Below are 26,098 nucleotides of genomic sequence, written 5' to 3'. Positions count from 1 at the left end.
CGCTGAACTGACTGTATTACCTCCTCAAAACGCACAAGGCGCGGGGCTTCCTGCGCCGTCATAAATGGGATGGTGAGCCATGTTTTATTTAAGAAACAAGAACTTTTGGATCTTCGGTGCCTTCTGTTTTTTCTATTTCTTTATCATGGGCGCGGTGCTGCCGTTCTTTCCGATTTGGTTGCATGACGTCAATCAGCTCGATCAGCAGCAAACCGGCCTGGTATTCGCCAGCATGGCGCTATTTGCCCTGGTGTTCCAGCCGATCTTTGGTTTTGTCACCGATAAGTTTGGCCTGAAGAAACACCTGCTGTGGATGATCATTTTCCTGCTGCTGTTTCTGGCGCCGCTGTTTATTTATGTGTTCTCGCCGTTGCTGAAAACCAACTTTGTGCTCGGGGCGCTGCTGTGCGGTATTTATCTGGGACTGGTGTGCAGCGGGGGTTCGCCGGCGATTGAAGCTTATATCGAGAAGGTGAGCCGCCGCAGTCAATTTGAGTATGGCCGGGCGCGCCTGTTTGGCTGTATTGGCTGGGCGATTTGCGCCTCGATCGTCGGCTATATGTTTACGATTAACAACCAGTTCGCTTTTTGGCTGGCGTCGAGCTTTGCACTGGTACTGGCCGGTCTGCTGTATATGTTCAAACCGGAGCAAAATAACACGCTGGCGGTGGCGGACGGATTAGCGCTGAACCATAAACCCGTCAAGTTGAAAGCGGCGCTGAGCCTGCTGAAAATGCGCAAATTTTGGTGCCTGGTGATGTATATCGTTGGGGTAGCCTGCGTGTACGACGTGTTCGATCAGCAGTTCGCCAACTTCTTCACTTCGTTTTTCAGCGACCGACATGCGGGGACCCAGGCGTTTGGCTATGTGACCACGCTGGGCGAGTTTCTTAACGCTTTTATCATGTTCTTTGCGCCGTTGATCATCAACCGTATTGGCGGCAAGAACGCGCTGCTGATTGCCGGGGTGATTATGTCGGTGCGGATTATCGGTTCTTCGCAGGCAGATTCGGTGACCGCGGTGATCTTCCTCAAAACCCTGCATATGTTTGAAGTGCCGTTCCTGCTGGTGGGCATTTTCAAATACATTACCACCCAGTTTAACGTTAACCTCTCGGCATCAATTTACCTGTGGGGCTTCTGTTTCTTCAAGCAGCTGTCGGCTATCGGCATGTCCTATGCCGCGGGCCTGATGTACGTCAACTACGGCTTCAAAACCTCGTATCTGATCCTCGGCTGCATTGCCTTGCTGTTTACCCTGATCTCGGCCTTCGCGCTGAGCGGCAAGGTTGCGGTGGTAAAACAGGAAGCCGTGCTGCCGGTGGCGGCGAATTAATCAATACAATAACGTCATGAGGCCGAAGAACAGCAGGGTCAGGGCAATGATAAACCCGGTTTGCAGCGTTTTGCGAACCAGGCGGCCCTGGCCCCAGCGGGTGGTGCTCAGGCGGTTATCGATAGCGAACAGCGCCGGTACCATCAGCAGCAGATAAATCAGCATCAACATGGCGGTCAGGGGTTGTTGGCTCATATGAGATCCTCCGCGCCGGTGTGGATAGCTGGGGTGATAGGGGTTGTTTGCCTGCTGCGCTGTTTGGTCATGTGCCTCCGAATAGGGCCGCCCGAAGGCGGCCGCCAGTTTACTGCCTGTGATATAGAGATGATTGTCGGCCACTGCCGGGGCCTACGTGGGTATAATATTGCGAATGATAATCATTATCAATATGTAAGGTGAAATTTATTGTGCGGTTGGTGCGATCAGGCAGGAAAGGATCTGGCGGGTATTTTGTGGAGACAGAGCACGCCGGGTGGCGTGCTCTGTGATAGGGCTATCCTCGACGATTATTTCTCATCTGGCAAGGCGTAAGCGACAATATAGTCGCCCAACTTGGTGCCGAATGAGCCATGACCGCCTGCGGAAATCACTACGTACTGCTTGCCGTTGACCTCATAGGTCATTGGTGTCGCCTGGCCACCGGCCGGCAACCGCGCTTCCCACAGTTTTTCACCGTTGGTCACGCTGAAGGCTCGCAGATAGTTGTCCGCCGTTGCGCCAATAAAGAACACATTCCCGGCGGTAGAGACCGGTCCGCCCAACATCGGCATACCCATTTTGAACGGTAACGGCAGCGGAGAGCTGTCGCGCACGGTACCGATGCGTTTTTTCCACACGATGTCGTTGGTTTTCAGATCCACCGCGGAAATATAACCCCAGGCCGGCTGTTTACACGGCAGGCCAAGCGGTGACAGGAACGGGTTCAGGGTCACGCCGAATGGCACACCGTACTGTGGTTGCACACCGGCTTCGGTACCGCTGCCGCCTTTATCGCCGACCGGGGGCTCGATAGGGTTGCCCGGACCGCGTGGGATCAGTTTTGACACAAACGGCAGCGCGATAGGGTTGGCGATGGCCACCTGACGGTCAGTATCGACAGACAGGCCACCCCATTCGAACATACCGAGGTTACCTGGGAATACCAACGTACCTTGTTCGGAAGGCGGGGTGAAGGTGCCTTCATAACGCAGGCTGTGGAACATCACCCGGCAAACCAGTTGGTCATAAATGGTGGCGCCCCACATATCCGCGCCGGTCAGTTTTTTCTCCGGGCGGAAAGTCAGTTCAGAGAAAGGCTGAGTCGGTGACAGGCGGTCGCCCTTGGCCGGGCCCTGCGGAACCGGTTTTTCCGGCGCCGGTACCACCAGCTCGCCGTTGGTGCGGTTCAGTACGAAGATGTTACCGGTCTTGGTCGGCACATAAATCACCGGCACCTTGTTGCCACTCTTGTCGGTAATGTCCGCCAGCGTTGGCTGGGCCGGTACGTCCATATCCCACAGATCATGGTGCACCGTTTGATAGAACCACACCAGCTTACCGGTAGACGCGTTCAGCGCCAGCAGGCCGCTGGCGTAGCGCTCCATGTTCGGCGTGCGATCGCCACCCCAGATATCCGGCGTGGTGACGCCCATTGGCAGGTAAACGATATCCAGCTTGGCATCGTAGGCGGAAGGTGCCCAGGAGTTAGGCGAATTCGGCGTGAAGTGATGCTCATCCGCCGGGATGGCGTTGGGTTCATCTGCACCCGGATCAAACGCCCACAGCAGTTTGCCACTGTTAACGTCAAAACCGCGGATCACGCCCGAAGGTTCGCGATTGGAGTAGTTGTCGGTCACCGCACCGGCAATGACAATCACCTTGTCGGTGATCACCGGCGGTGAGGTCGGCTCGTAATGGCCCGGGGTGGCATACGGCATATTGCTTTGCAGGTTGAGTTCACCGTTATTGGCGAAGTCGGCGCAAGGCTTGCCGGTCTCTGCATCCAGCGCAAACAGGCGGCCGTCATTCACCGGCAGAATAATGCGGCGTGCGCACTGTGCCGGAGAGGTGTCGGTGGCGGTACCCGCGGCGGCAGGGGTCTCATGATAAGAGACGCCACGGCAGGTGATGTGCTGGAAGGTCGGGTTGAACTTCAACTGAGGATCAAACGTCCACTTCTGTTTACCGGTGGCCGCATCCAGCGCGAACAGCTTCTGGTGTGGGGTACACAGATAGAGCGTGTCGCGGATTTTAATCGGGGTCACTTCGTTGGTGATTTCCCCCGGATCGTTGGCGGTTTTCAGATCGCCGGTCTGGAAGGTCCAGGCTTCTTTGAGCTGGCCGACGTTTTTGTCATTGATCTGGCTCAGGGGGGAATAGCGCGTGCCTTCCTGAGTACGGCCATAGGCCGGCCAGTCAGCGTCCGACGCCTGAGGGGTAACCTTGGCCTGTGCCGGTTCAAGGGTGCCGTTGATCTCTTGCGGATCGTTAAACACCGCATAGGCCAGTGCCACCACGGTGACCACCAGTGCCAGGCTCAGTGCGCTGTAGGCCAACTTGCCATGGGCGTTAAGCTTGCGATAGATAAAGGGCAACACCAGCCACAGGCCGAAGAAGAAGGTGACATCCAACCGCGGCGTCAGCGCCCAGAAGTCCGGGCCGACTTCCCACAGCGCCCACACCGTGGTACCGAGTAAAAACACCGCGTACAGCAGCAGTGCGGTCGCACGGCGGCGAACCAGCAGCCAGGCCGTCACTAACAGCACCAGGCCGGCAATGATGTAATACAGTGAACCACCGAGCTTGGCCAGCCAGATGCCGCCTCCCAGCAGATAGAGTCCGCTCAACGCGGCAAACAGCGCCGTGATGATGATGAGCGGCGACAATGATGCTTTATTTTGCATAGTATTATCCTTACCAAAATGAAAAGTCCCCGATTTAGAGATTAAGCCATATCCAAAAAAACACGCGGTTTCTCCCTAAAAATCCATCCCGTGTGTTCGGCAAATCCTCTCCATCGCCAGGGCTAAAAGGCCGTGGCCGCTAAAAGTGGCGAGGTTGGTTTTGGGCTATTGAATAATCTCTGTCATTGGGGCGAAAGCAAAAAAGGACTGAGTCAGACCTGGCTTTCTGCGTCGTCGTTGAAATGATCGCCAACGGGCGAGACAGCTCCGGCTGAAGCGCGGGCAGGTTACTCTAATTGTTATTATTTTATTACGTAGCTTGTGCTGTTTTTTCGATTATTTGTTGGTTTTATGCATGTAACCTAACCGTTCAGGTTTGACGCGGGTAACGCAGTGCCTCAATAAACAGCGCAAAGGCGGTGGTGTGCTGCCTGCGGCTGGGATAATAGAGGTAATAGCCGGGGAAGTGCGGGCACCATTCGTCGAGCACCTGCACTAAACGGCCGTCGGTCAACTCCTGGGTGACGGCATCTTCCGGGACAAAGGCGATGCCAAAGCCCAGCAGCGCCGCATCAATGCGTTGGCGCAGGCTGTTAAAGGTTAGCTGCCCCTCGACACGCACCTTGATCTCGCGGCCGTCTTTTTCAAACTCCCAGGCGTAGAGACCGCCCATGGTCGGTAAGCGCATATTGATGCAGCGATGGTTTTGCAATTCCTGCGGGGTGTCCGGCGTGCCGTTTTGCTCAAAATAGGCGGGGGAGGCGATGGGGATCATGCGCATGTCCGGTGCGATGCGCACGGCAATCATGTCCTTGGCAACCTGCTCACCCAGGCGAATTCCGGCATCAAAACGGCCGGCGACAATGTCGGTCAGGGTATTATCCACCGTGATTTCGACATTGATATCCGGGTAGTCCGCCAGAAATGACTTCAACACCGGCCACAGCACCGAATCGACGGCATGTTCGCCGGCGGTGATGCGGATATTACCCGCCGGTCGCTCGCGCATTTCACTTAAGGCATCCAGCTCATTTTCAATTTCAGCAAAGCGCGGACCGATGCTGTTCAACAGTCTTTCACCGGCCTCGGTAGGCGCCACGCTGCGGGTGGTGCGGGTTAATAAACGCAGTTCCAGCCGCTCTTCCAGCCCCCTGATGGCATGGCTCAGGGCCGATTGGGAAACGCCAAGTTTTGCCGCCGCCCTGGTGAAGCTGCGTTCGCGGGCCACCATCAGAAACGAAATCAAATCGTTAAAGTTTTCTTTTAACATCCCGGCCTCGCCGTGTGGGCTGAATTAATGGCGATATTCTAGTCGCTTGCCACGGCCATAGACAATTAATGAATTCAGCTCATAGCTCCTTGCGCATTTTGCTATCTAGTCGTGATGCGGGCGTGACGCTATCTTTTGTCTAACGTGTCATTTTTATCGGGAGATAGATGAATGAAATACTTTGCAGCAACGGCCCTTTCTTTGTCGATGGCGATATCTGGCAGCGCCGGGGCAGAAACCCCTGAGTCGGAAGAGCGGGTTAAAAGCGTCTCACCGGCATTGGCGAAATTTCAACGCGACACTTTACAGGGCGATCTTTGGCAGCGTCCGGCGCTTTCGTCGCGCGACCGTAGCGTGATCACCGTCGCCGCAGTCATCGCCCGCAACCAAACGGCGCTGATGACTGAGCAATTTAACCTGGCATTGGACAACGGCGTAACCGCCGCCGAGCTGTCGGAGATCATCACTCATCTGGCTTTCTATACCGGTTGGGGTAACGCCATGGCGGCGGTGGCGGCAGCGCGAGAGGTTTATCAACAGCGTGGCATCAGCGCTGCCGAATTGCCTGTGGCGGATCCTCAACGGTTGCCGCTGGACGAGGTGGCGGAAGGGTTACGGGTCAGTGCGGTGGAAAACGCGGTCGGCAGTGAGCAATTCCCTGGGCTGGTGGCCTATACCACCGACGTACTTTTTCACGACCTTTGGCTACGGCCGGCACTGGCACCCCGCGATCGCAGTTTGGTCACGGTGAGTGCGCTGGTGGCTAACGGACAAGTGGCGCAAATCACCTTCCATCTCAACAAGGCGATGGACAACGGCCTGACCCAGCAACAGGCGGGCGAGGTGATGGCTCATTTGGCGTTCTATGTCGGTTGGCCCAACGCCATGTCCGCCGTTCCGGTCGCCAAAGAGGTGTTTGCCAAACGTTCCTCTGTCTCCTCCGTCACCCGTTAGGAGTTATCCAGTGAAATTACTTGCAGCCACTACAATTATTCTGTCCATGTTAGCCCCGGCCGCATTGGCCGAAACGGAGAAACAAGTGAAAATTCAACGCAGCGGTTCCCAGCCTTCCCGTCCGGGCCCAGAAGATTATTTTACCGGTAAGGTGCGAATTGATGCGCCTTTTGCCGGCAGCGAACCGGCTCGCGTAGGCGGTGCTACCGTGACCTTTGAGCCCGGCGCCCGTACTGCCTGGCATACCCATCCGCTTGGCCAGACGTTGATCGTCACCCAGGGGCGCGGTTGGATCCAGGTGTGGGGCGATGAGATCCAGGAAATGAACCAGGGTGATATTGTCTGGATCCCGGAGGACGTCAAACACTGGCACGGCGCGACGCCGGACACCGCCATGACTCACATCGCTATCGCCGAGTCACTGAACGGCAGCCCGGTGGACTGGATGGAGCAGGTCAGCGACGCTCAGTACCAAAAGTAATGCCTGCGGGGCTAGCGGATCACGGCCCGCGCAGTGCGGGCCGTCTGCTGGGGTCGGGCGGTTAGCTTCCGAGGCCGCCGAGGCACAGGTACTTAATCTCAAGATAATCTTCGATACCGTACTTCGACCCTTCACGGCCCAACCCGGAGTTTTTAACCCCGCCGAACGGGGCAACCTCGGTGGAGATTAGCCCTTCATTTATGCCGACGATGCCATATTCCAACGCTTCGGCGACGCGCATTACCCGGCCAATATCCCGGCTGTAGAAATACGAGGCCAGGCCAAACGGCGTATCATTTGCCAGCTCAATGGCCTCGGCTTCACTATTGAAACGGATCAGCGGCGCTACCGGGCCAAAGGTTTCCTCATGGAAGATTTTGGCCTGCCGTGGTACGTCGGTCAGAATGGTCGGCGTGAAGAAGTTATTGCCCAAGGCATGAGGTTTGCCTCCCAGCAGAATTGATGCGCCGCGTTGCACCGCGTCGGCGATATGCTCGCTGACTTTTTCCACCGCGGCCGGGTTAATCAACGGGCCGATAGTCACGCCGTCGTCCAGGCCGTTGCCCACTTTCAATTTCTCCACCGCCGCTTTCAGCTTTTCGGCAAAGGCGTCGTAGATGCCGTCCTGCACCAGAAAACGGTTGGTGCACACGCAGGTCTGGCCCGCGTTGCGGTATTTGGAGGCCACGGCACCGATCACCGCGGCGTCCAGATCGGCATCATCAAACACAATAAACGGTGCGTTGCCGCCCAGTTCCATACTGGTCTTTTTGATGGTTGGGGCACACTGCGCCAGCAGTTGCGCACCCACCTCGGTGCTGCCGGTAAACGACAGCTTGCGTACGTCCGGGTTGGCGGTCAGTTCTGCGCCGATGGCCTGGCTCGGGCCGGTAATCACGTTGCAAACACCGGCCGGTAAGCCCGCTCGCTCGGCCAGCACGGCGAGCGCCAATGCTGAGAACGGTGTCTGGCTGGCGGGGCGGATCACCCCGGTGCAGCCCGCCGCCCAGCCGGGGCCGGCTTTGCGGGTGATCATTGCCGCCGGGAAGTTCCACGGTGTAATGGCAGCAAATACCCCAATCGGTTCTTTCTGCACGATGATGCGCCGACCGGCCTGGGGCTGCGGAATGGTATCGCCGTAGACACGTTTGCCTTCTTCGGCAAACCACTCGATAAAGGACGCCGCGTAGGCAATCTCACCCCGGCTTTCAGCCAGTGGCTTGCCCTGTTCTGCGGTCATGATCAGCGCCAGATCGTCCTGGTTTTCCATCATCAACTCGAACAGGCGGCGCAGTTTGCCGGCGCGCTCTTTGGCGGTCAGTGCACGCCAGGCGGGCTGGGCCTTCTTGGCGGCGGCAATCGCCTGGGCGGTTTCTTTGGCACCCAACGCCGGGACCTGGCCGACCAGTTCGCCGGTGGCGGGATTGTGGACTTTGATGCTCTGGTCGCCTTTGATCGGCAGCCATTGCCCGTCGATATAGTTAGCCTCGCGGAACAGAGCAGGATCTTTGAGGGTGGCAGAGAAGTGATTGCTCATTGGTTATCTTCCTTTTTCAGAATTCAACACAGGGTGACCTATCCCAAACGGCACCCCTTTACCCTAGCAAACTTTTCCGCCTTCATTTGCCCGATCCGTGGCAACCAATCAATTTGCTGTGATGCGCACCTTCTGTACAAAAAGCACCCGCAGTCGGGACGATACTGAAGTCAGCAGGCATATGACCCTTTTCGATGCGATTAAAAGGAGTGTGCAAATGATGAAATCAGTGGACAGACATCTCTATGGCGACGGTGAAATGGATTTTCTGGCGTCGAGCATTGCGCTGATGGAATGGCAGGGAAGGGCGGTTGATGCCGGCAAAGTGGCCGGCAATATGTCGGAGCCGCAAAGCCGCTTGTTCTTTGAACGCCTGAGCTATTTCCGCCAACTTTATCAGGCGGCCACCACGGTGGAACACAGCGTATAAAACCCAATCAACTGACCCCGCCAACGCGGGGTTTTTTATACTGTCCACACGCCGGTGTTCAGCGTTGCCGGGGAGAACTCAAGATTGCGGCCGCGCCACGGCAGGGTCTGTGAAAAGCGCCATGCGCTGTGTATATCGAAGCGCCAGTAACGTTCCGCACCCGCCACACCTTGGCCCACCTCCGCTTGCCAGAGGATCTGCGTTTCCCCCTGCAGGTGCAAAATACTCCCGTTTTCAAAATCAATAAACAGCAACGCCGCACGCGGTTCCGCCAGCAGGTTACCCAAGGTATTCATATAACGGTTACCGCGAAAATCCGGTATCCACAGGCTGTTTCCCTCCAGATGGATAAACCCCGGTTTTCCGCCCCGGTGCGAGATATCCACGCCGCCTTGCGCCAGCTGGGTATGGGCAGCACTGGCGACGAAACAGGTATCCGCGTTGCGAATCAACGCCTGTGCCGCTGCGTCCAGCGTAGTGAGATGCTCAATCGGTGTGGGGTTGGCGGGGGCCGGGTACAGCTCGCGCCGCTGAATATACTGCGGACAGTTGCCAAAGCTTTGCCTGACGTCGATCTCAATGCGGTTTTTGTCGGTACGCCCGATCACACCGTTGGCACGGTTACGCCGCCGATTGCTGAAGTCCAGGCCCAATACTCCCACCGGCTTGCCGGATTGCAAGGCTGCCTGTGCCGGATCATCGCTACGGCGGGGCGTGCTGATGCGCAGGTGTGTGCTGTCCGGCGTGCGCAAAAATCCGGGCGGGCCGCTGAACAGGGTCGCCACCGGCCAACCTTGCTCGTCCAGCGTGGCGACAAACAGGTAAGGCAGTGCCTCGAAAAACTTGCGGTGCTGGTCGGGCATGTTGGGGAAAATGCCGCCGCCCACCTGGTCAAATCCGGCCAGGGTCTGGGCACGCAGTTCATCGGGGTGGAACATCTGCGGGATCATCGGATTTACCTCCCGGTGGGATGCGGCAGCGACGGCATGGCAAAGAAGCCAGGCAGTGCCGCGATGCGCGCCACCCAACGTTGGATTGCCGGGTAGGGTGCCAGCGAAATGCCCCCTTCCGGAGCTACCGCCACATAGCTGTAGCAGGCCAGATCGCCAATGGTGGCCTGTTGCGTTGCCAGAAACGAACGGTCGGTCAGATGTTGCTCCATCTGCGGCAGGAAGCGGGCGCTTATCGCCAGCGCGGCCTGATAATCCTCCGCCACCCCAAACTGGGCGATCAAACGAGCGGAAGCCGGCCCATAGCGGACTTCTCCCGCCGCTCTGGACAACCATGCTTGCACCTGTGCCGCGGCTGCCGGGTCTTCGAGTAACCAATGGCTGCCCGGCGCGTAGCGTTTGACCAGATACAGCAAAATGGCGTTACTGTCGGCCAGCGTCAGCTCGCCATCGACCAGCAACGGGATCTGACCAAAAGGGTTCAGCGCCAGAAAGGCTTCGCTTTGGCGTACCTCGGCAGGCGCTTCGATAAATTCATACGGCAGCTCGAGCATCCGCAACAGCAACGCCACGCGGTGGACGTGGCCGGAAAGTGGGGTACCGTACAGTTTTAGCTTTTGCATGCTCACACTCCTGAAGGATTTTCATTAGCATACTCTTGCGGTCAGTAGGCGAAATCCGGCAATCTGGAAATTGATAATTTCACTTTATGGAACAGTCTATGGATCGGTTGGACGAACTGGAGATTTTTGTGACGGTGATCCAGCACGGCAGTCTGGCCGCCGCCGGTCGCAAACTGCGGCGTTCCGCCCCGGCAGTGACCCGGGCTATCGCCTCGCTGGAACAGCGTTTTGGTGCCCGACTGGTTGAACGCACCACCCGGAGGTTAGCTCCGACCGAGGCCGGGCTGCGGTTGGCGGAGCGTGCGCACTTGCTGCTGCATGAATATCAGTCGGCGGTGCTGGACACGGCGGATACCCAGCTCAGTGGCCTGCTGCGTATCACCTCGCCGGTGCAGTTCGGGCGCAAGCACGTGGCGCCGGTAGTGATGGCGTTTCTCGATCTCTATCCGCAGATGCAAATTGAAATAGTGCTCAACGATCGCAACCTGGATTTGATTGACGAGGGGCTGGACGTGGCGGTGCGTATCGGTCATTTGCAGGACTCTTCCCGCGTGGCGCGGCGGTTGGGGCAGGTCTCGCGGGTGACGGTCGCCAGCCCGGCCTATCTGGCACTGCGCGGCGAGCCAAAACAACCGGCGCAACTGGCCGATCATGACACCATTGTCGGCACCCAACGGGCGTCGCTGCGCGAATGGCGTTTTGGCCCGCAGGAGAACGGTGACAGGGTAAGGCTGACACCACGCCTGCTGCTTAATGAAGTCGAAACCCAACTGCTGGCGGCGCGAGCGGGTAAGGGCATCGCCCGATTGTTGTCATATCAGGTGGCAGAGGATTTGGCGGCGGGGACGCTGGTGCGCCTGCTTCCGGCGTTTGAACCTTTGCCAATGCCGGTGCAATTGGTGGCGCAGAACATCCAACGCATGCCGCTAAAGGTAAGGACCTTTTGGGATTATGCCTGGCAAGAATTAAGTCAATTAGCGCAAATTCAGCCGGGAATAAAATAGCCATTAGGGCTCAATAAGTTTCACTGGTTAAACTTATTGAGCCTTGGAAAAGATTTATATTACCCTGCACGCATTGCTGTTGTTCCCTTCTTGACAATATTATTCCCGGTGCTAATAGTTAACGCATATCTTAAATAATAAACGAAGTTTAATATATGAAACTTTTAGCGGGGAGTTACGATAACGGTTCGACGGTGGACAATGAAGATCAGATCCTGACCTCATTCCAAACCCGCAGCCTGGCCGTTTATCAGCAAGTTCGCAGTGAACGCAATATTCCCTATGGCGATTCTCCCCGGGAAGTTTTTGATTGGTTATATTCTGACGGCCAACCCAAAGGCACGTTAATATTTATTCACGGCGGCTATTGGCAATTTTGCAGCAAGGACGATTTTGCCTTTATTGCCGCCGTGCCATTGTCATTGGGTTTTGACGTGGTGCTTCTGGAATATACGTTGGCCCCTCAGGCCAATCTGGACGATATTTGTCGGCAAACCGGCGCGGCGCTGAGTGCCATTCAACAACGGCTTGCGCCAAACAAGTCTGCGCCGGTTTACCTGTGTGGCCATTCTGCCGGTGGGCATCTGGCCAGTTATTGGCAGCATCATGCGGTGGTCGACGCGGTGTTACCGATCAGCGGTATTTTCGAACTGGATCCCTTGTTAACCAGCTACGTTAACCGGCAATTGCAGTTGACCCCGCAGCAAATAACCCAGTTGAGCCCGGTGCGGAATATCCCTGAGCATATCAAACCGATGACGCTATTTTACGGTGATGCCGAGCTGCCGGAGCTGATTGGCCAGTCGCAGTATTACTATGCCGCGCTTAAAGCCAAACACCTGCCCGTCAGCCTGGTCGCGGTCGACGGTGCCAACCATTACAACGTGCTGGATTCGCTGTTCGCCAAAGGCGGAGCGCTGATCCACCAGTTAACCACTACGGGGAAGTAAACCATGCGCACGATCATCGATACCGGCCTGCCGGAAATTGGACAACCCTTTTCCTGGGCAACTAAAGGCGGCGGTATGCTATTCACTGCTCATGGCCCGGTCAGACCCGACGGCAGCATTGAAACCGGCGCGCCGGAAAAGCAGATTACCCTGACCTTTGATAACCTGGCCCAGACGTTAAAAGCGGCAAATAGCCACAGCGACAATGTCTTGCAGGTCATTATTTATCTTACCGATGTGAATGACGTTAAATTACTCGATGAAATTTACAAGAAATACTTTAATTATCCTTACCCCAATCGTTCAACGGTGATCGTTGATAAATTGGTAGTGCCGGGAATGAAAATAGAGATTACCGTCAGCGCTACGGCCTAAAACTTTATATAACCAGAACACCCACCTGCAAATTCATTAAATAATGAATTAAGGAATCGCTATGTTTAATCACATTGGCCGCTCGGCGGCCGATCCTATTATGTCGTTGATGGAAGCTTATTTACAGGATGAAAATACGCAGAAAGTGAATCTGGGTATTGGTCTTTATTACGATCAGCAGGGCAAGATCCCGCTGATGCAGGCGGTTGAGGCGGCCGAGCGGCAGTTGCTCGAGCAGCGTCGCCCGCACGGCTATCCGCCGATCGAAGGGTCGGCACTGTTCGCTCAACAGGTACAGACTTTGTTGTTCGGCGCGGCGGCGTTACCGTCCATTTGCACGGTACAGACCGTCGGCGGTTCCGGTGCCCTGAAGCTGGCAGCCGATTTTATCCATCACTACCTGTCCCGCCGTGACATCTGGGTGTCTGATCCGACCTGGGCCAACCATTGGGCGATCTTTGAGGGCGCCGGGCTGAACGTCCATACCTATCCGTATTTTGATGAGGCCAGCGGCGGTCTGCGGTTTGACGCCATGCTGGATACGCTGGACAGCCTGCCGGAAGGCAGCGTAGTGCTGCTGCACCCTTGCTGTCATAACCCGACCGGTACCGATCTCAGCCAGGCACAGTGGCGTGCCACCCTTGAGGTGGTCCAGCGTCGTCGCCTGCTGCCGTTGTTCGATATTGCCTATCAGGGTTTTGGCGACGGTCTGGACGAGGACTGTTTCGTACTGCGTGAAGCGCTGAAAACCGATGTGGAATTTTTGGTCGCCAATTCGTTTTCGAAAAATGTCGCGCTGTATGGCCAGCGACTGGGTGGGCTTTCGGTACGCGGTGCCACCCCGGAGAGTGCGGCAAACGTCAAGGGGGCGCTGAAAACCTTGATCCGCCGCAGCTACTCCTGCCCGCCGACCCACGGCAGCCAGATTGTGGAAACCCTGTTGGCAGACGCCGGCCTGCGGCAGCAGTGGGAGAGCGAATTGGCCGGCATGCGTCAACGCATCAAACAGATGCGCCAAGTCCTGGCTAACGGGCTGGAAAAGGGCGGTTCGCCGTTGGACTACCGTCGCATTCGCGACCAGAAGGGCATGTTCAGTTACACCGGACTGAACCCGCAACAGCTCGAGCGGCTGCGGCAAGATTACGCCATCTATCTGGTGGCCCCCGGCCGCATGTGTCTGCCTGGCCTGAACCAAAATAATGTCGACTACGTTACTGCCGCCATCCTGGATGTCACCCGTACTGCGTGAATAAGGTAGGACTGCCATGAAACAGATGAAAGGTTTTGAAGAAATTGCGCGGCGGCAGGGTGGGTTGAAGAAACAGCTTACCGCCGGGCAGATGACGATGCTGGCAATCGGCGGGGCGATTGGGACCGGACTGTTTCTCGGCAGTGCCTATGCCATTCAGATGGCCGGTCCCAGCGTATTGTTGAGCTATTTTATCGGCGGCGTGGTGGCGCTGTTGCTGATGGGATGCCTGGCGGAGATGACTTCCGAGCACCCAACGCCGGGCTCTTTCGGTGACTATGCCGAGTTTTACATCAGTCCGCTGTTCGGTTTTCTGGTGCGTTACTCCTACTGGTCCTGCGTAGTATTGGCGGTGGGCACCGAGGTGACCGCCATCGGTATGTATATGCAGTTCTGGTTCCCGACCACGCCGATTTGGCCGTGGGTGCTGCTGTTCTCCGCTGCGGTGATTTTCATCAACGTGATTGGCGTCAAGTCCTTCGGCCAGGTGGAGTATGCGTTGTCGACTATCAAGGTGGTCGCCATCGCGGCCTTTATCGCCATTGGTATCGGTATTCTGCTGTTTTCTGCTAACCCGGCCTTCGGTATTCACAACTTTACTGCCAACGGTGGCTTCTTCCCGTTTGGCGTCAAGGGCATGTGGTTCGCGGTGATCGTGTCGATTTTCAGCTACCTGAGCATTGAGATGATCGCGGTGGCCGCCGGTGAAGCCAAAAACCCGGTGATTGCGGTCAAAACCGCCTTCAAGGGCACCATTTTACGGCTGTTTATTTTCTACATGCTGTCGATTGCGCTGATGCTGGCGATCGTTCCCTGGCGGCAGTCCGGTACCGGCGAAAGCCCGTTCCTGATGGCGATGAACGTGATCCACCTGCCCGCCGCCGCCGGTATCTTCAACTTTATCGTGCTGGTGGCCGCGTTGTCGGCGATGAACAGCCAGTTGTATATCACCACCCGCATGATGTTCTCGCTGTCTCGCGCCGGGCAAGCACCGGCTGCGTTGGGGCGGGTCAGTAAACGCGGCATCCCGGTGAGTGCGCTGGCGATGTCGTGCATTGGCATTGTGGTGTCGATCGTACTGAGCCTGGTTTATCCGGAGAAATCCTTTGCTGCCATGATGTCGATCTCGGTGTACGGCGCCTGTTTCACCTGGCTGATGATTTTTGTCACCCACCTGTTTTTCCGCCGTCAGCACCGTCAAACCCACCTGAAATTCCGCATGTGGGGGTTCCCGTACACCACGTTGGCCGGTGCCAGTTTGATGGCGGCATTGTTGATCTCGACGGCGTTCACCGAGTTTTTCAAGATGACGCTGTGGTTTGGTATTCCGTTTACCCTGCTGCTGGTGGCGATCTACTTCTTCTATAGCCGCCATCAGCCGGTACCCGCCGCGATGGAGACTTCGGGGGTAGAGTAAAGTGGTTCGATAAAAATGTGATTATCTGGCTCTGGCAGCAAACCACTTTAACCGGAGAATAAAGGATCTTTTGCCGATGTAGAGTGGTGTTGCCATGAGCAGTGAAACAGAAAAAAACCAGGTTATCGGCGGTAGCCGTCATTCGACGCAGGGTTGGGTCAACGGCTTTTTGGGTATGTTGATTTTTAGCGGTTCTTTGCCCGCCACGCGCCTGGCAGTGCAGGAGTTTGATCCGCTGTTCCTGACCGCGATGCGGGCGGTGCTGGCAGCCTTATTGGCTCTCTGCGCGTTGGGGTTGATGCGTCAACGCCGGCCACGGCGTCATGACATCGCGCCCCTGGTGTTGGTCGCTATCGGGGTGGTGATCGGCTTTCCTTTGCTGACGGCATTGGCTTTGCAGCACACCACTTCGGCGCATGCACTGGTGTATATCGGGCTGTTGCCCTTGGCGACCGCCTGTTTTGGCGTGCTGCGCGGGGGGGAAAGGCCTAAAGCGGCGTTCTGGTTGTTCTCGGTGTTGGGCAGCCTGCTGGTGGGGGCTTTCGCACTGAGTCAGGGGGCGGGCGCTTCCTGGGCCGGTGACCTGCTGATGGTGGCTGCGGTACTGCTTTGCGGTCTGGGTTACGCGGAAGGCGCAATGCTGACGCGTAAACTCGGTGGCTGGCAGGTGATCTCCTGGGCGCTGGTAGTGGCCTTACCGCTGACGGCCGTGGTGGCCATTGGGGCAGCGCCTGCGGATTGGCCGCAGGTCAGCGTCGGGGCCTGGCTTTCTCTGGGCTATATTTCGCTGTTCAGCATGTGGATTGGCTTTATCTTCTGGTATCGCGGTTTGGCGCTGGGCGGCATTGCTGCGGTGGGGCAACTGCAATTGCTGCAGCCCTTTTTTGGCTTGGCGTTGGCCGGGCTGGTATTGCATGAAACCATCCAACCCTCGATGCTGGCGGTCATGGCCGGGGTGCTGGTCTGCGTGTACGGCGCGAAGCGTTTTTCACGTTAAACCGGGCAAGATAATGCCTGAGACCCCTTCACTTAAACACGATATTAGGGGAAACCGGAGGATGGGGTTCCCGCAGGGACGCCCCACCCCCGGGTCGCCCCGGGTATCTCAATCTCGCCGCTTTACTCTGCCTCGGCTAACGTCACCAGCACCTGATTCAGCCGTTGAGTGGCTTGATGGATTTGCAACTCATCGTAGCCGCCCAGTCCGAGTATCAAGCCGCTTTTCCCGCTGCCGACGGCATACATCGGCGACAGTGCGCTAACCGCCACCCCGGCTTCGGCGGCACGGCGAACGACCTGTTGGTCATCCAGCCCCGCCTTCAACCACAACACCAGATGCATGCCCTGATCGCTGGGGTGCAGGGCGGCCAGCTCGGCAGAAACATGGGCATTGATGGCTTCGGTTAATACCCGCCGTTTTTCCGCATACACGCTGCGCATGCGGCGGATATGGCGATCCAGATGCCCCTGCGCCATAAAACTGGCCAGCACGTGCTGATCGGCGCTGGGTGGGTGGCGATCCATCAGCACTCGCGCACCGCAGAAGGCATCCACCAAGGGTTTGGGCAGGATGGCATAACCCAGGCGCAATGAAGGGAAAAGGATCTTGCTGAAGGTACCCAGATAGACAACTCTGGCCGGATCCAGCCCCTGCAAAGAGGGAAACGGATGGCCGGAGTAACGCATTTCACTGTCGTAATCGTCTTCGACAATCCAGGCCCGCTGCTGCTTGGCCCAGGCCAGTAGTTCGAGCCGGCGCGACATGCTCATCGGCATGCACAGCGGGTATTGGTGAGAAGGGGTGACAAAAACGGCCTTGGCCTGTGGCGCGATTTTGCTGCCTGCCACCACGTCTATCCCTTCGGCATCGACCGGGACTCTGGCCATTAGCCGGTCGCGGAATACGCTATTGAAGATGGCGGTAATACCGTGATAAGCCGGATCTTCCACCCAGGCGGTGTCACCGGCATCCAGCAGGATTTGCGTGGCCAGATACAACCCTTGTTGAGTGCCGGAAGTGATCATCACCTGTTCCGGCGTACAGAGCACCGAACGGGACTTGCGGACATATTCACAGACGGCCTTGCGTAGCGGCAACGCACCCAGCGGCTCGCCATAACCGGCGGGGGCACCGGGCCCGCGCGCGCGGACACGGTTGCCGAGGCGACGCCAGACATCATCGGGCGCGGTATCATTGATTGGCACCGAGACGGTAAAGGGGACCGGCGGCAGTGGCCGTAGTTGGCTGGCAAATTGCGTCAATGCCTGCGCCTGGCTGGAAAGCGGCATGTCACAAATTTCAGCGCTGTTGGCCGGTACAGGCGGCTGGCGGTGAAGTGACAGGGCGACACGGGTACCCGAACCGGGCTGCGCTTCCAGAAAACCTTCCGCCGTCAGTTGTTCGAAGGCGGCCAGCACCGTGCCTCTGGCCAGCCGCAACGCACCCGCCAGCACGCGGGTTGAAGGCAAGGGATCGCCGGGCTTCAGTTCGCCTTTATTGATCGCGGCCCGCAGTGCCTGGGCAAGTTGCAGACTCAACTGCCCCGCTTGGCGATCAAGCTCGCCGATGGCGGGGACTTCCACCGTTTTAGCCGTTCTGGGCATGAATTCCGGTCCAGATAAAAGAAGTTAAACAGGGCATTCACTGTAAACCACTTTGGCTTGAAACGGCGCTTTTTTACCCGGTTTAAAGCTGACTTTTTGGGATCAGGTGGTCGCCAAAACTCAACCGCTGACGGCCCGGTTCGATTTCGGTCAGTGGAGCCACTTCCCGCAGTGAGGAGCGACAGCGCAGCACCAGGTCATGATATTCACGCGTACCGGCCACTTTCCACGCCAGCTCCTGCTCAGTCAGGTCGCGCAACACCCGCGCAGGGCTACCGATTACCAGCTTGTTGGCTTCAATCACCGCGGCGGCTTTGACGAACGCCATGGCACCCACGATGGTGTTTTCACCGATCTCCGCACCGTCCATGATCACCGCGTTCATACCGACCATGGCATTACGGCGGATGCGGCAGCCGTGCAGGATCGCGCCGTGGCCGATATGCCCGTCCTGTTCCACTACGGTGTCCTGCTGCGGAAAGCCGTGCATCACGCAGTTGTCCTGAATATTGGCACCATCGCCGATCACCAGTCGGCCAAAGTCGCCGCGCAGGCTGGCATTGGGGCCGATATACACCCGTTTGCCGACGATCACATCGCCAATCAGCACCGCGGTCGGGTGCACATAGCTGCTGGGGTCTATCACTGGCGTCAGGCCGTCAATCTGATACACGGGCATAGCAAAAGCTCCTAAGGTTGTTTCCCATAATAGTACGTGAGCGCCGCTGGCGGTCATTTGAGCGCGCAGCAAGGCGCGGGTCGTGAGGTTTGGTGGGCCAAATAAGCGGCTCGTAACACAGATGCGCGTTCAAATGGCCCCAGCCCTTCGGGTCGCGCCCCAAAAGCCCGTACTCTGCGTTGTCAGGCTTGAACATAGGCCCACTATGCCCTGCACCCTCCGCCTTGATTACGGGCTTTTGGGTCTGCGACGGTGCCACGTCCTATTGTGGGACACAACCTACAGTGAAGGATCGCGCGGCAAGCCGCCAAAGCGTCGGTAATAACCGGCCGCCGGGGCGGGCAGAGCGCCGATAGTGGTTTCTGCCAGCGTGCTGACATACTCGGTCGCGGCACGGTCCACCCGCTGATAAATATTGATGCACAGGTTGCGGGCGATCTGCCCCTCCCACTGGACGGGCAATAAAGCATCCGGCAGCAGGGGATCTTTCAGCACCACGCGGCGGAAGAAGTGGATCAATAATAGCTTAATCTGGAAACAGCGCTGGGGTGTCAGCAGCGCATCGTCGGTTTCGCGCAGCAGTGTCATTAGCGGGCGGAAAGAGACGATAAACTCATGATAATCGGCGGCCACGTCACCCAGAGCCCAGCAGTTGGCCACCAGCTGTTGCAGGGTTTGCTCGGAACGGTTGTAAGGGTAGTCGGCGCGAAAGTAGATCACCTGTTCGCTGGCGTTAAGCTCGCCGAGCAGGGCGGTGACGTCGGTTTGTGCATGGGTGGGGGCCGCCATCAGGTTATTGGCGATTTGGCCGAAGCCCAGCCAGCCCAGCTCTTTTTTCAGCCGTGCCCGCTCGCTTTTTTCCGCGCTTTCCAGCAACAGCAGATCCCATTTACCGTCCCAGGCCGGTGGCTCGCTAAGGTAGATTTTCGACTCGGCGTGGCGGAATTGGCGCATGCCCTGATCGGTCACCCGATAGAAGCTGCGGCGGCCGATTTTTTCGACTGCCAGCCAGCCCTCTTTTTGCAGGCGAAATACCGAAGTGCGCACAAAGCGGTCACCAAAACCCAGTGCTTCCAGCAGCGCGCTCAGGCTGCCGAGCCACACCTCGCCGCCGCGATGGCTAAGCGCATCGCCGTACAGGGAGATAATCAGTGAGGTGCCGCTGATCGGCTGCGCGTCTATAGCATGGCGGATAAACTCATCCAGTTTATGTTCCATATTTTTCCATGGGTTAGCCGACGATGAGACACAACATTACCACAAATTATTGTGGCGTCATCCGTGACGCCGGCGGGATCAGCGTGGTCGCAGATCGACCACCCGCTGGGCCTTGCCTTCCGAACGGGGAATATCACCGCAGTTGGCAATGCTGACGTCAGTGCTGACGCCGATAATCGACTTGATATGGTGGCGCAGCTGGTGGCAAATCTCACAGCGCTGCTGGTGGCTGAGGCTGAGCGCCGCCTCTTTCAATTCAACGCGTACCGCCAGGGTATCCAGGTGTCCGCTGCGGCTGACCTGCAGCTGGTAGTGCGGTGACAGCTGTTCGAACTGCATGATTTGTTCTTCCACCTGCGACGGGAACACATTGACGCCACGGATGATCAGCATGTCATCAGAGCGGCCGGTGATTTTCCCCATGCGGCGCATCTGGCGGGCATCGCCGGGCAGCAGACGGGTGAGATCGCGGGTGCGATAACGGATCACCGGCAGCGCCTCTTTGGTCAGGGTGGTGAACACCAGTTCACCGTGCTGGCCGTCCGGCAGGGCAAGGCCGGTCTCCGGGCAGATGATTTCCGGCAGGAAGTGGTCTTCCCAGATGGTCGGGCCGCCACCGCTTTCGGCACATTCCATCGCTACCCCTGGCCCCATCACTTCTGACAGGCCATAAATATCCAGCGCCTTGATGCCCATGCGGCTTTCAATTTCGTGCCGCAGCGCTTCAGTCCAGGGTTCTGCGCCAAATACCCCCAGACGCAATGAGCAGCCACGGGCATCGCCGCCCATTTTGCGTTCCAGTTCGTCGATCAGCGTTAAACAGTAGGACGGCGTCACCATGATCACGTCAGGTTTGAAATCCAGGATCAGCTGCGCCTGCCTTTCGGTTTGGCCGCCGGACATCGGGATCACTGTGGCCCCGAGTCGTTCCGCGCCATAGTGAGCGCCTAGCCCACCGGTAAACAGGCCATAGCCGTAGGCCACGTGCACCTTGTCTTTGGCGGTGGCACCGGCGGCGCGCAGGCTGCGGGCGACGATATCGGCCCAGTTATCGATATCCCGCTGGGTATAACCGACCACCGTTGGTCGGCCGGTGGTGCCCGACGAAGCGTGAATGCGCACTACCTGTTCCATTGGCACCGCAAAGGTGTCGAACGGGTAGTTGTCGCGCAAGTCCTGCTTGGTGGTGTAGGGGAAGCGGCTCAGGTCGCTCAGTTGTTTGAGATCGTCGGGATGCACGCCCGCCTGATCGAACTTGCGTTTGTACATCGGCACATTGTTATAGGCATGGTGCAGCGTCCATTTCAGACGTTCCAGCTGCAGCGCTTCAATCTCATCACGCGAGGCGAACTCAATGGCGTCGAGTGGCTGTGGATTTGTGGTCATAATTAGCCTCGGGGGTCAGACTCGCTCAATGATCATGGCGATGCCTTGGCCGACGCCGATGCACATGGTGCAAAGCGCGTAGCGGCCGGAACGCCGTTCCAGTTCAAACAGGGCGGCCAGCGCCAGACGTGCACCGCTCATCCCCAACGGATGGCCCAGGGCAATGGCGCCGCCGTTAGGATTCACCTGCGGGGCGTCATCCGGCAGGCCAAGCTGGCGTAGTACCGCCAGCGCCTGGGCGGCAAACGCCTCATTAAGTTCGATCACGTCCATTTGCGCCAGTTTCAGCCCAGCCAATTCCAGCACCTTGCGGGTGGCCGGCAGCGGCCCGATGCCCATCAAACCGGGTTCGACACCGCAGGTGGCGGTGGCGACGATGCGTGCACGTGGCGTTAAGCCCTGGCTGGCGGCCATCGCCTCGGAGGCGACGATCAGCGCCGCGGCACCGTCGTTCAAGCCGGAAGCGTTACCGGCGGTCACGGTTCCGGGTTGGCGGAACGGCGTTTTCAGCGCTTGTAGCTGTTCCAGTCGGGTATCTGCACGCGGGTGTTCGTCTTGACTGAACAGCGTCACCGCGCCTTTTTTACCGCTGAGGCTGACCGGCACGATCTCCTGCGCCAGTAAACCCAACTCCTGAGCCCGGGCCGCGCGCTGCTGGCTGCGCAACGCGAAAGCATCTTGATCGGCGCGACTGATATTGAACTGTGCCGCCACGTTTTCGGCGGTTTCCGGCATTGAGTCGGTGCCGTACTGCGTCTGCATCAGCGGGTTGATAAAGCGCCAACCCAGGGTGGTGTCATACAGCTGCGCCTGGCGACTGAAGGCCGTGTCGGCCTTACCCATCACCATTGGGGCGCGGGTCATGGATTCCGCACCGCCGGCCAGCACCAACCCGGCTTCCCCGGCCTTGATGCTGCGTGCCGCCATGGCCAGCGCGTCCAACCCTGAACCGCACAGACGGTTGACGGTGGTGCCGGAAACGTTCACCGGCAGGCCTGCCAGCAATGCCGCCATGCGCGCCAGATTACGGTTATCTTCCCCGGCCTGATTGGCGCAGCCGAGGATCACGTCATCCACCAACGACCAGTCCACCTGAGGGTGGCGTGCTACCAGGGCACGCAGCGGCAGCGCGGCCAAATCATCGGCCCGCACGTGGGCCAATGCGCCACCGTAACGGCCGATCGGCGTACGGACGCCATCGCAGATAAACGCCTGACTCATGGTTGTTCCCCTAAAATGGCATGGCCGAGGCGATGCGCACGCCCGCGAAACCAGGCGACGGTTTTGCCCAATTGATTGACGATTTCCACGTCGTACAGCCCGGTGGTTTTGCCCTGATGACGGACTTCCGCACTGGCGGTCAGACGATCGCCGGCCAGCGCCGGGCGGATAAACTCGATATTGCAGCCGGACGCCACCGCCGCCAGCCCCTGGCTGTTGCAGGCATAGGCGAAGGCGGTGTCCGCCAGGCTGAACAGTTGGCCGCCGTGGCAGGTCTGGTGGCCGTTGAGCATCTGCGGGCCGACGGTCATGCTGACCTGGGCGAAACCGGCATCGACCGCATCCACCCGCATACCCATCGCCTGGGCGCAGGTATCCTGCTGGAACATCTGTTCGGCGCAGCGTTGTGCCAGCGCGTGGGGCGTATTGGCGTTCATTGTTGGGCTCCTGAAGAGAGGGATGCGTAATGGCGCAACAGCGGCATTGGGCGGTAGCGGGGCTCGCCGTAGTGGTGTTGCAGATTTTCCAGCGTGGTCAGGATTTGTCGCCAGCCCAGGGCGGCGGCCCATTCCAACGGACCGCGTGGGTAGTTGACGCCGCAGCGCATGGCCTGGTCGGTATCCTCGGCACTGGCGACGCCCTTGTTCACCACGTCGAGCGCTTCATTGGCCAGCATGGCGAGGGTGCGCATCACCAACAGGCCGGGATAGTCCGGCAAGAGGATCACCTTCTTGTCGAGAGATTGCAGCAGGCGAACCACGCTGGCGTTGTGCCGGGCATCGTTTTGCGCCGCGCAGCTGATAGCGACGGTGGAGGCCTGCGAGTAGTTGGCGGACAGATCAAACAGCACCACGGGGGTTCCGGTTTCATCGGCGACTTGGCTGGCTGTTTTACCATTCGTTAACATCAATGTAACTTCATCGATCCGGGCAAAGGCACTGGTCTGGCCAGATTGTTTGATCGACTCCGCATTTCCGGCCAGTAACTCGCTCAGCACGGCCATACCCTGCGGATCCCCATGCAGCGTGACGCTGCGCGCTAATGCTGCCGTGGAAGGGGGCAGCACCGCAGCGACCGGCGTTTGCTGATCGCCATAGCGATAAAACCCCCGGCCGCTTTTGCGACCAAGACGCCCGGCCGCCACCAGTTCCTGCTGCACCAGCGACGGGGTAAAGCGGGGATCCTGGAAGAAAGCCTGAAACACCGATTCGGTCACGGCGTAATTGATGTCCTGACCAATCATATCGGTCAGTTGCAGCGGCCCCATGGCGAAGCCGCCCGCGTCGCGCATCACCGCATCCAGCGTGGCGGCGTCGGCGACCTGTTCTTCCAGTGCGCGCAGGGTTTCGGCGTAAAACGGCCGCGCTACCCGATTGACGATAAACCCCGGCGTGGAGCGGCACAGCACGCTTTGTTTGCCCCATTGCCGGGTTAGCGTTTGCAGCGTGGCGAGGGTTTCGGCACTGGTGTCCAGCCCGCTGACGATCTCTACCAGCTTCATCAGCGGTGCCGGGTTGAAGAAGTGCAGCCCGGCCAGCCGCTGTGGATGCTGCAACGCACCGGCGATCGCGGTTATCGACAGCGACGAGGTGTTGCTGGCAAACAGCGTGGCGGGCGAGCACAGGGCTTCCAGATCGCGGAACAGGCTTTGTTTGATCGCCAGCTTTTCCGCTACCGCCTCTATCACCAGCGCACTGTCGGCCAGCGGGTTAAGCGAATCTACCGGCTGAATGCGTGCCAGCAAGGCTTCGGTGGTCGCGGCATCGGCCTTACCGGCAGCCACCCGTTGACGCAGTCGCTGGGCGAGCGCGTTGAGCGCCTGCCGGGCAGCGGAGGCGTTGATATCAAACAACTGCACGGGATGCCCGGCTGCGGCGGCCACCTGGGCGATGCCGATGCCCATGGTACCGGCACCTATCACCGCGACCCTGGCATTGAAGTTCGGCTGGCTCATGGTCATTTCCCGCTGAAAGAAGGAGGGCGCTTGGCGAAGAAGGCGCTGACCCCTTCACGGTAATCATCGCTGCGGCCGCCGAGACGCTGCAGATCGCGTTCTAAATCGAGCTGCTGATCGAGGGTGTTGCTGGCCGAACTGTAGAGGGCTTTTTTAATCAGCCCCAGCCCGTAAGTCGGTTGGGTCGCCAGATGCTGCGCCAGCGTTTGGCTGGTGGCGGCCAGTTCATCCGCAGGCACCACCTGCCAGATCATCCCCCAGGCCAGCGCCTGTTGTGCGCTGATTTTATCCCCCAGCATCGCCATGCCCATGGCGCGGGCGTGGCCCGCCAGGCGCGGCAGGAACCAACTGCCTCCGGAGTCCGGCACCAACCCCAGACGGCAGAATGACTGGATAAAGTTGGCATTGTCGGCGGCGATCACGATATCGCAGGCCAGTGCCAGGGCGGCCCCGGCCCCCGCCGCCACGCCGTTGACCGCGCACACCACCGGCTTCGGCAGGGCGGTCAGACGGCGGATCAGCGGGTTGTAGAAGCGTTCTACCGACAGGCCCAGATCCGGTGCCTGTTGTTCAACGCTGACGTTGCGATCGTTCAGATCCTGCCCGGCGCAAAACCCGCGTCCGGCACCGGTGATCAGCAGACAGCGCACGCTGTCGTCGCGCTCGGCGAGGGTCAGCGCTTCGCTAAGCTGGCGGTGCATCTCGTCGTTAAAGCTGTTGAGCCGGTCCGGCCGGTTGAGGGTCAGGGTCAGCACCCCGGCTTCCAGATGGGTGAGAATCAATGCGTTATCCATAAATCAGCGCCCCTGATAGTTTGGCGTACGTTTTTCGAAGAAGGCGGCGATGCCTTCACGGCGATCGTCGGTGGCGGCCAGGGTGACAAACTGCTGGCGCTCAATGGCCAGCCCCTGGCTAAGGCCGGTTTCTTCAGCCTGTTTCAATGCCTGTTTGGCGGCGCGTAATGCCAGCGGCGCCTGCAGGCTGATACGTTCGGCAATCTGTTGCGTGCGTTCCAGCGTCAGCGCATCGACACAGACTTCGCTGACCAGGCCGCTTTGTAGTGCACAGCTGGCGTTGATAGCTTCACCGGTCAGAACCATCTGGCTGGCGCGCGACTTGCCGACGCAGCGGATCAGGCGCTGGGTGCCCCCGGCCCCCGGCATCAGGCCGAGGGTGATTTCCGGCAGGCCAAAACGGGCGCTTTCACCGCAGATAATGATGTCGCAGGCCAGCGCCAGTTCGCAGCCGGCGCCCAGCGCATAGCCGTTTACCGCCGCCAGCAGCGGTTTGCTGAACTGGGCCAGCCGCTGCCACAGCAGTGGGCGGCGATCCGTCAGCGCGGCAGGCAGATCTTGTTTTTGCAGCTCATGCAGATCGGCACCGGCGGCAAAGAAGCGGGGCGCACCGGCAATCACCACAGCGCCCACGCTGACATCGGCATCAGCCTGTTCCAGCCAATAAACCAGCTGTTCCAGGCAGGGGGTATTCAGGGCGTTGCGGGCCTCTGGACGCTGTAACGTCAGGGTCATCACGCGCTGTTGGCGTTGTTGCAGGATCAACGGGGTTTCCATGGTCGGT

25 protein-coding genes are annotated in these 26,098 nt (G+C 58.6%); 10 read left to right on the top strand and 15 right to left on the bottom strand.

From position 1 onward, the window contains the following. Positions 1–79: 79 nt before the first annotated feature. Positions 80–1,336 carry an MFS transporter gene (locus tag QOT07_RS16115; protein WP_151415425.1) on the top strand — a complete coding sequence of 419 codons (1,257 nt, stop codon included), beginning with the start codon at positions 80–82 and terminating at the stop codon, positions 1,334–1,336. Here QOT07_RS16115 and QOT07_RS16110 read toward each other — a convergent pair whose 3' ends face one another. The 3 genes from QOT07_RS16110 to QOT07_RS16100 all read right to left on the bottom strand — a co-directional run bounded on the left by QOT07_RS16110 (position 1,337) and on the right by QOT07_RS16100 (position 5,488). Next, the gene (locus QOT07_RS16110; RefSeq protein WP_099064764.1) at positions 1,337–1,531 is read right to left on the bottom strand and encodes a hypothetical protein; all 195 of its coding nucleotides are present in this window, start codon (positions 1,529–1,531) and stop codon (positions 1,337–1,339) included. It abuts the gene before it with no gap. A 311-nt stretch (positions 1,532–1,842) separates the two neighbouring features. Beyond that, on the bottom strand, positions 1,843–4,218 hold the full coding sequence (locus QOT07_RS16105; protein ID WP_112349524.1) for a glucose/quinate/shikimate family membrane-bound PQQ-dependent dehydrogenase: 2,376 nt from the start codon (positions 4,216–4,218) through the stop codon (positions 1,843–1,845). Positions 4,219–4,588: 370 nt separating this feature from the next. Beyond that, on the bottom strand, positions 4,589–5,488 hold the full coding sequence (locus QOT07_RS16100) for a LysR family transcriptional regulator (RefSeq protein ID WP_283603542.1): 900 nt from the start codon (positions 5,486–5,488) through the stop codon (positions 4,589–4,591). A 171-nt stretch (positions 5,489–5,659) separates the two neighbouring features. Between QOT07_RS16100 and QOT07_RS16095 the strand changes: the two genes are divergently transcribed. Next, positions 5,660–6,442, top strand: a complete 783-nt coding sequence (locus QOT07_RS16095) for a carboxymuconolactone decarboxylase family protein (protein WP_283603541.1) — start codon at positions 5,660–5,662, stop codon at positions 6,440–6,442. A gap of 85 nt (positions 6,443–6,527) precedes the next feature. After that, positions 6,528–6,923 (top strand): (R)-mandelonitrile lyase, encoded by a 396-nt coding sequence (locus QOT07_RS16090; RefSeq protein WP_085117480.1) that lies wholly within the window; start codon positions 6,528–6,530, stop codon positions 6,921–6,923. A gap of 61 nt (positions 6,924–6,984) precedes the next feature. Here the strand turns inward: QOT07_RS16090 and gabD are convergent, their stop codons facing one another. Beyond that, positions 6,985–8,460 (bottom strand): NADP-dependent succinate-semialdehyde dehydrogenase, encoded by a 1,476-nt coding sequence (gene gabD, locus QOT07_RS16085; RefSeq protein ID WP_283603540.1) that lies wholly within the window; start codon positions 8,458–8,460, stop codon positions 6,985–6,987. A 217-nt stretch (positions 8,461–8,677) separates the two neighbouring features. Between gabD and QOT07_RS16080 the strand changes: the two genes are divergently transcribed. After that, positions 8,678–8,890 carry a glycogen synthesis protein gene (locus tag QOT07_RS16080; protein WP_283603539.1) on the top strand — a complete coding sequence of 71 codons (213 nt, stop codon included), beginning with the start codon at positions 8,678–8,680 and terminating at the stop codon, positions 8,888–8,890. 35 nt (positions 8,891–8,925) lie between these two features. Here QOT07_RS16080 and QOT07_RS16075 read toward each other — a convergent pair whose 3' ends face one another. Together QOT07_RS16075 and QOT07_RS16070 are read right to left on the bottom strand one after the other, a co-directional pair. Further along, a complete protein-coding gene (locus tag QOT07_RS16075; protein WP_283603537.1) occupies positions 8,926–9,840 on the bottom strand; it encodes a pyridoxamine 5'-phosphate oxidase family protein in 915 nt (304 codons plus the stop codon). A 5-nt stretch (positions 9,841–9,845) separates the two neighbouring features. After that, positions 9,846–10,463 (bottom strand): glutathione S-transferase, encoded by a 618-nt coding sequence (locus QOT07_RS16070; protein WP_283603536.1) that lies wholly within the window; start codon positions 10,461–10,463, stop codon positions 9,846–9,848. Between the two features lie 98 nt (positions 10,464–10,561). On the opposite strand from QOT07_RS16070, the gene QOT07_RS16065 reads away from it, so the two are divergent. The 6 genes from QOT07_RS16065 to QOT07_RS16040 all read left to right on the top strand — a co-directional run bounded on the left by QOT07_RS16065 (position 10,562) and on the right by QOT07_RS16040 (position 16,455). Continuing rightward, positions 10,562–11,467, top strand: coding sequence for a LysR family transcriptional regulator (locus QOT07_RS16065; protein WP_283603535.1), 906 nt, complete (start codon positions 10,562–10,564; stop codon positions 11,465–11,467). 155 nt (positions 11,468–11,622) lie between these two features. Further along, the gene (locus QOT07_RS16060) at positions 11,623–12,417 is read left to right on the top strand and encodes an alpha/beta hydrolase (RefSeq protein ID WP_283603533.1); all 795 of its coding nucleotides are present in this window, start codon (positions 11,623–11,625) and stop codon (positions 12,415–12,417) included. A gap of 3 nt (positions 12,418–12,420) precedes the next feature. Further along, the gene (locus QOT07_RS16055) at positions 12,421–12,792 is read left to right on the top strand and encodes a RidA family protein (RefSeq protein ID WP_085117432.1); all 372 of its coding nucleotides are present in this window, start codon (positions 12,421–12,423) and stop codon (positions 12,790–12,792) included. Positions 12,793–12,853: 61 nt separating this feature from the next. Next, on the top strand, positions 12,854–14,041 hold the full coding sequence (locus QOT07_RS16050; protein ID WP_099064755.1) for an amino acid aminotransferase: 1,188 nt from the start codon (positions 12,854–12,856) through the stop codon (positions 14,039–14,041). Positions 14,042–14,057: 16 nt separating this feature from the next. Further along, the gene (locus tag QOT07_RS16045) at positions 14,058–15,458 is read left to right on the top strand and encodes an amino acid permease (protein WP_283603532.1); all 1,401 of its coding nucleotides are present in this window, start codon (positions 14,058–14,060) and stop codon (positions 15,456–15,458) included. A 94-nt stretch (positions 15,459–15,552) separates the two neighbouring features. Next, entirely contained in the window at positions 15,553–16,455 is a 903-nt protein-coding gene (locus QOT07_RS16040; protein WP_283603531.1) for a DMT family transporter, read from the top strand. A gap of 122 nt (positions 16,456–16,577) precedes the next feature. Here the strand turns inward: QOT07_RS16040 and pdxR are convergent, their stop codons facing one another. The 9 genes from pdxR to paaF all read right to left on the bottom strand — a co-directional run bounded on the left by pdxR (position 16,578) and on the right by paaF (position 26,091). Continuing rightward, positions 16,578–18,062, bottom strand: coding sequence for a MocR-like pyridoxine biosynthesis transcription factor PdxR (gene pdxR, locus QOT07_RS16035; protein WP_283603530.1), 1,485 nt, complete (start codon positions 18,060–18,062; stop codon positions 16,578–16,580). A gap of 82 nt (positions 18,063–18,144) precedes the next feature. Beyond that, complete coding sequence (gene paaY / locus QOT07_RS16030; protein ID WP_283603529.1) at positions 18,145–18,741, bottom strand: phenylacetic acid degradation protein PaaY; 597 nt, start codon at positions 18,739–18,741, stop codon at positions 18,145–18,147. Between the two features lie 279 nt (positions 18,742–19,020). Beyond that, complete coding sequence (paaX, locus tag QOT07_RS16025; RefSeq protein ID WP_129936802.1) at positions 19,021–19,959, bottom strand: phenylacetic acid degradation operon negative regulatory protein PaaX; 939 nt, start codon at positions 19,957–19,959, stop codon at positions 19,021–19,023. 78 nt (positions 19,960–20,037) lie between these two features. Next, positions 20,038–21,345, bottom strand: coding sequence for a phenylacetate--CoA ligase PaaK (gene paaK / locus QOT07_RS16020; protein WP_112349539.1), 1,308 nt, complete (start codon positions 21,343–21,345; stop codon positions 20,038–20,040). A gap of 15 nt (positions 21,346–21,360) precedes the next feature. Continuing rightward, positions 21,361–22,566, bottom strand: coding sequence for a 3-oxoadipyl-CoA thiolase (gene pcaF / locus QOT07_RS16015; RefSeq protein WP_283603528.1), 1,206 nt, complete (start codon positions 22,564–22,566; stop codon positions 21,361–21,363). Next, positions 22,563–23,003, bottom strand: coding sequence for a hydroxyphenylacetyl-CoA thioesterase PaaI (gene paaI, locus QOT07_RS16010; RefSeq protein WP_085117423.1), 441 nt, complete (start codon positions 23,001–23,003; stop codon positions 22,563–22,565). Before paaI ends, pcaF begins: the two co-directional genes overlap by 4 nt. Next, positions 23,000–24,520, bottom strand: a complete 1,521-nt coding sequence (locus QOT07_RS16005) for a 3-hydroxyacyl-CoA dehydrogenase (RefSeq protein WP_283603527.1) — start codon at positions 24,518–24,520, stop codon at positions 23,000–23,002. Before QOT07_RS16005 ends, paaI begins: the two co-directional genes overlap by 4 nt. 2 nt (positions 24,521–24,522) lie before the next feature. Further along, positions 24,523–25,314, bottom strand: coding sequence for a 2-(1,2-epoxy-1,2-dihydrophenyl)acetyl-CoA isomerase PaaG (gene paaG / locus QOT07_RS16000; RefSeq protein ID WP_099064746.1), 792 nt, complete (start codon positions 25,312–25,314; stop codon positions 24,523–24,525). A 3-nt stretch (positions 25,315–25,317) separates the two neighbouring features. Further along, positions 25,318–26,091, bottom strand: a complete 774-nt coding sequence (paaF, locus tag QOT07_RS15995; RefSeq protein ID WP_261256171.1) for a 2,3-dehydroadipyl-CoA hydratase PaaF — start codon at positions 26,089–26,091, stop codon at positions 25,318–25,320. Positions 26,092–26,098 lie beyond the last annotated feature (7 nt).

Source organism: Serratia proteamaculans, assembly GCF_949794035.1.
In the GTDB taxonomy this organism is placed as follows: Bacteria; Pseudomonadota; Gammaproteobacteria; order Enterobacterales; family Enterobacteriaceae; genus Serratia; species Serratia proteamaculans.
The sequence above is the reverse complement of the archived record's forward strand: the minus strand, read 5'-3'. Positions and strand labels throughout refer to the sequence as shown.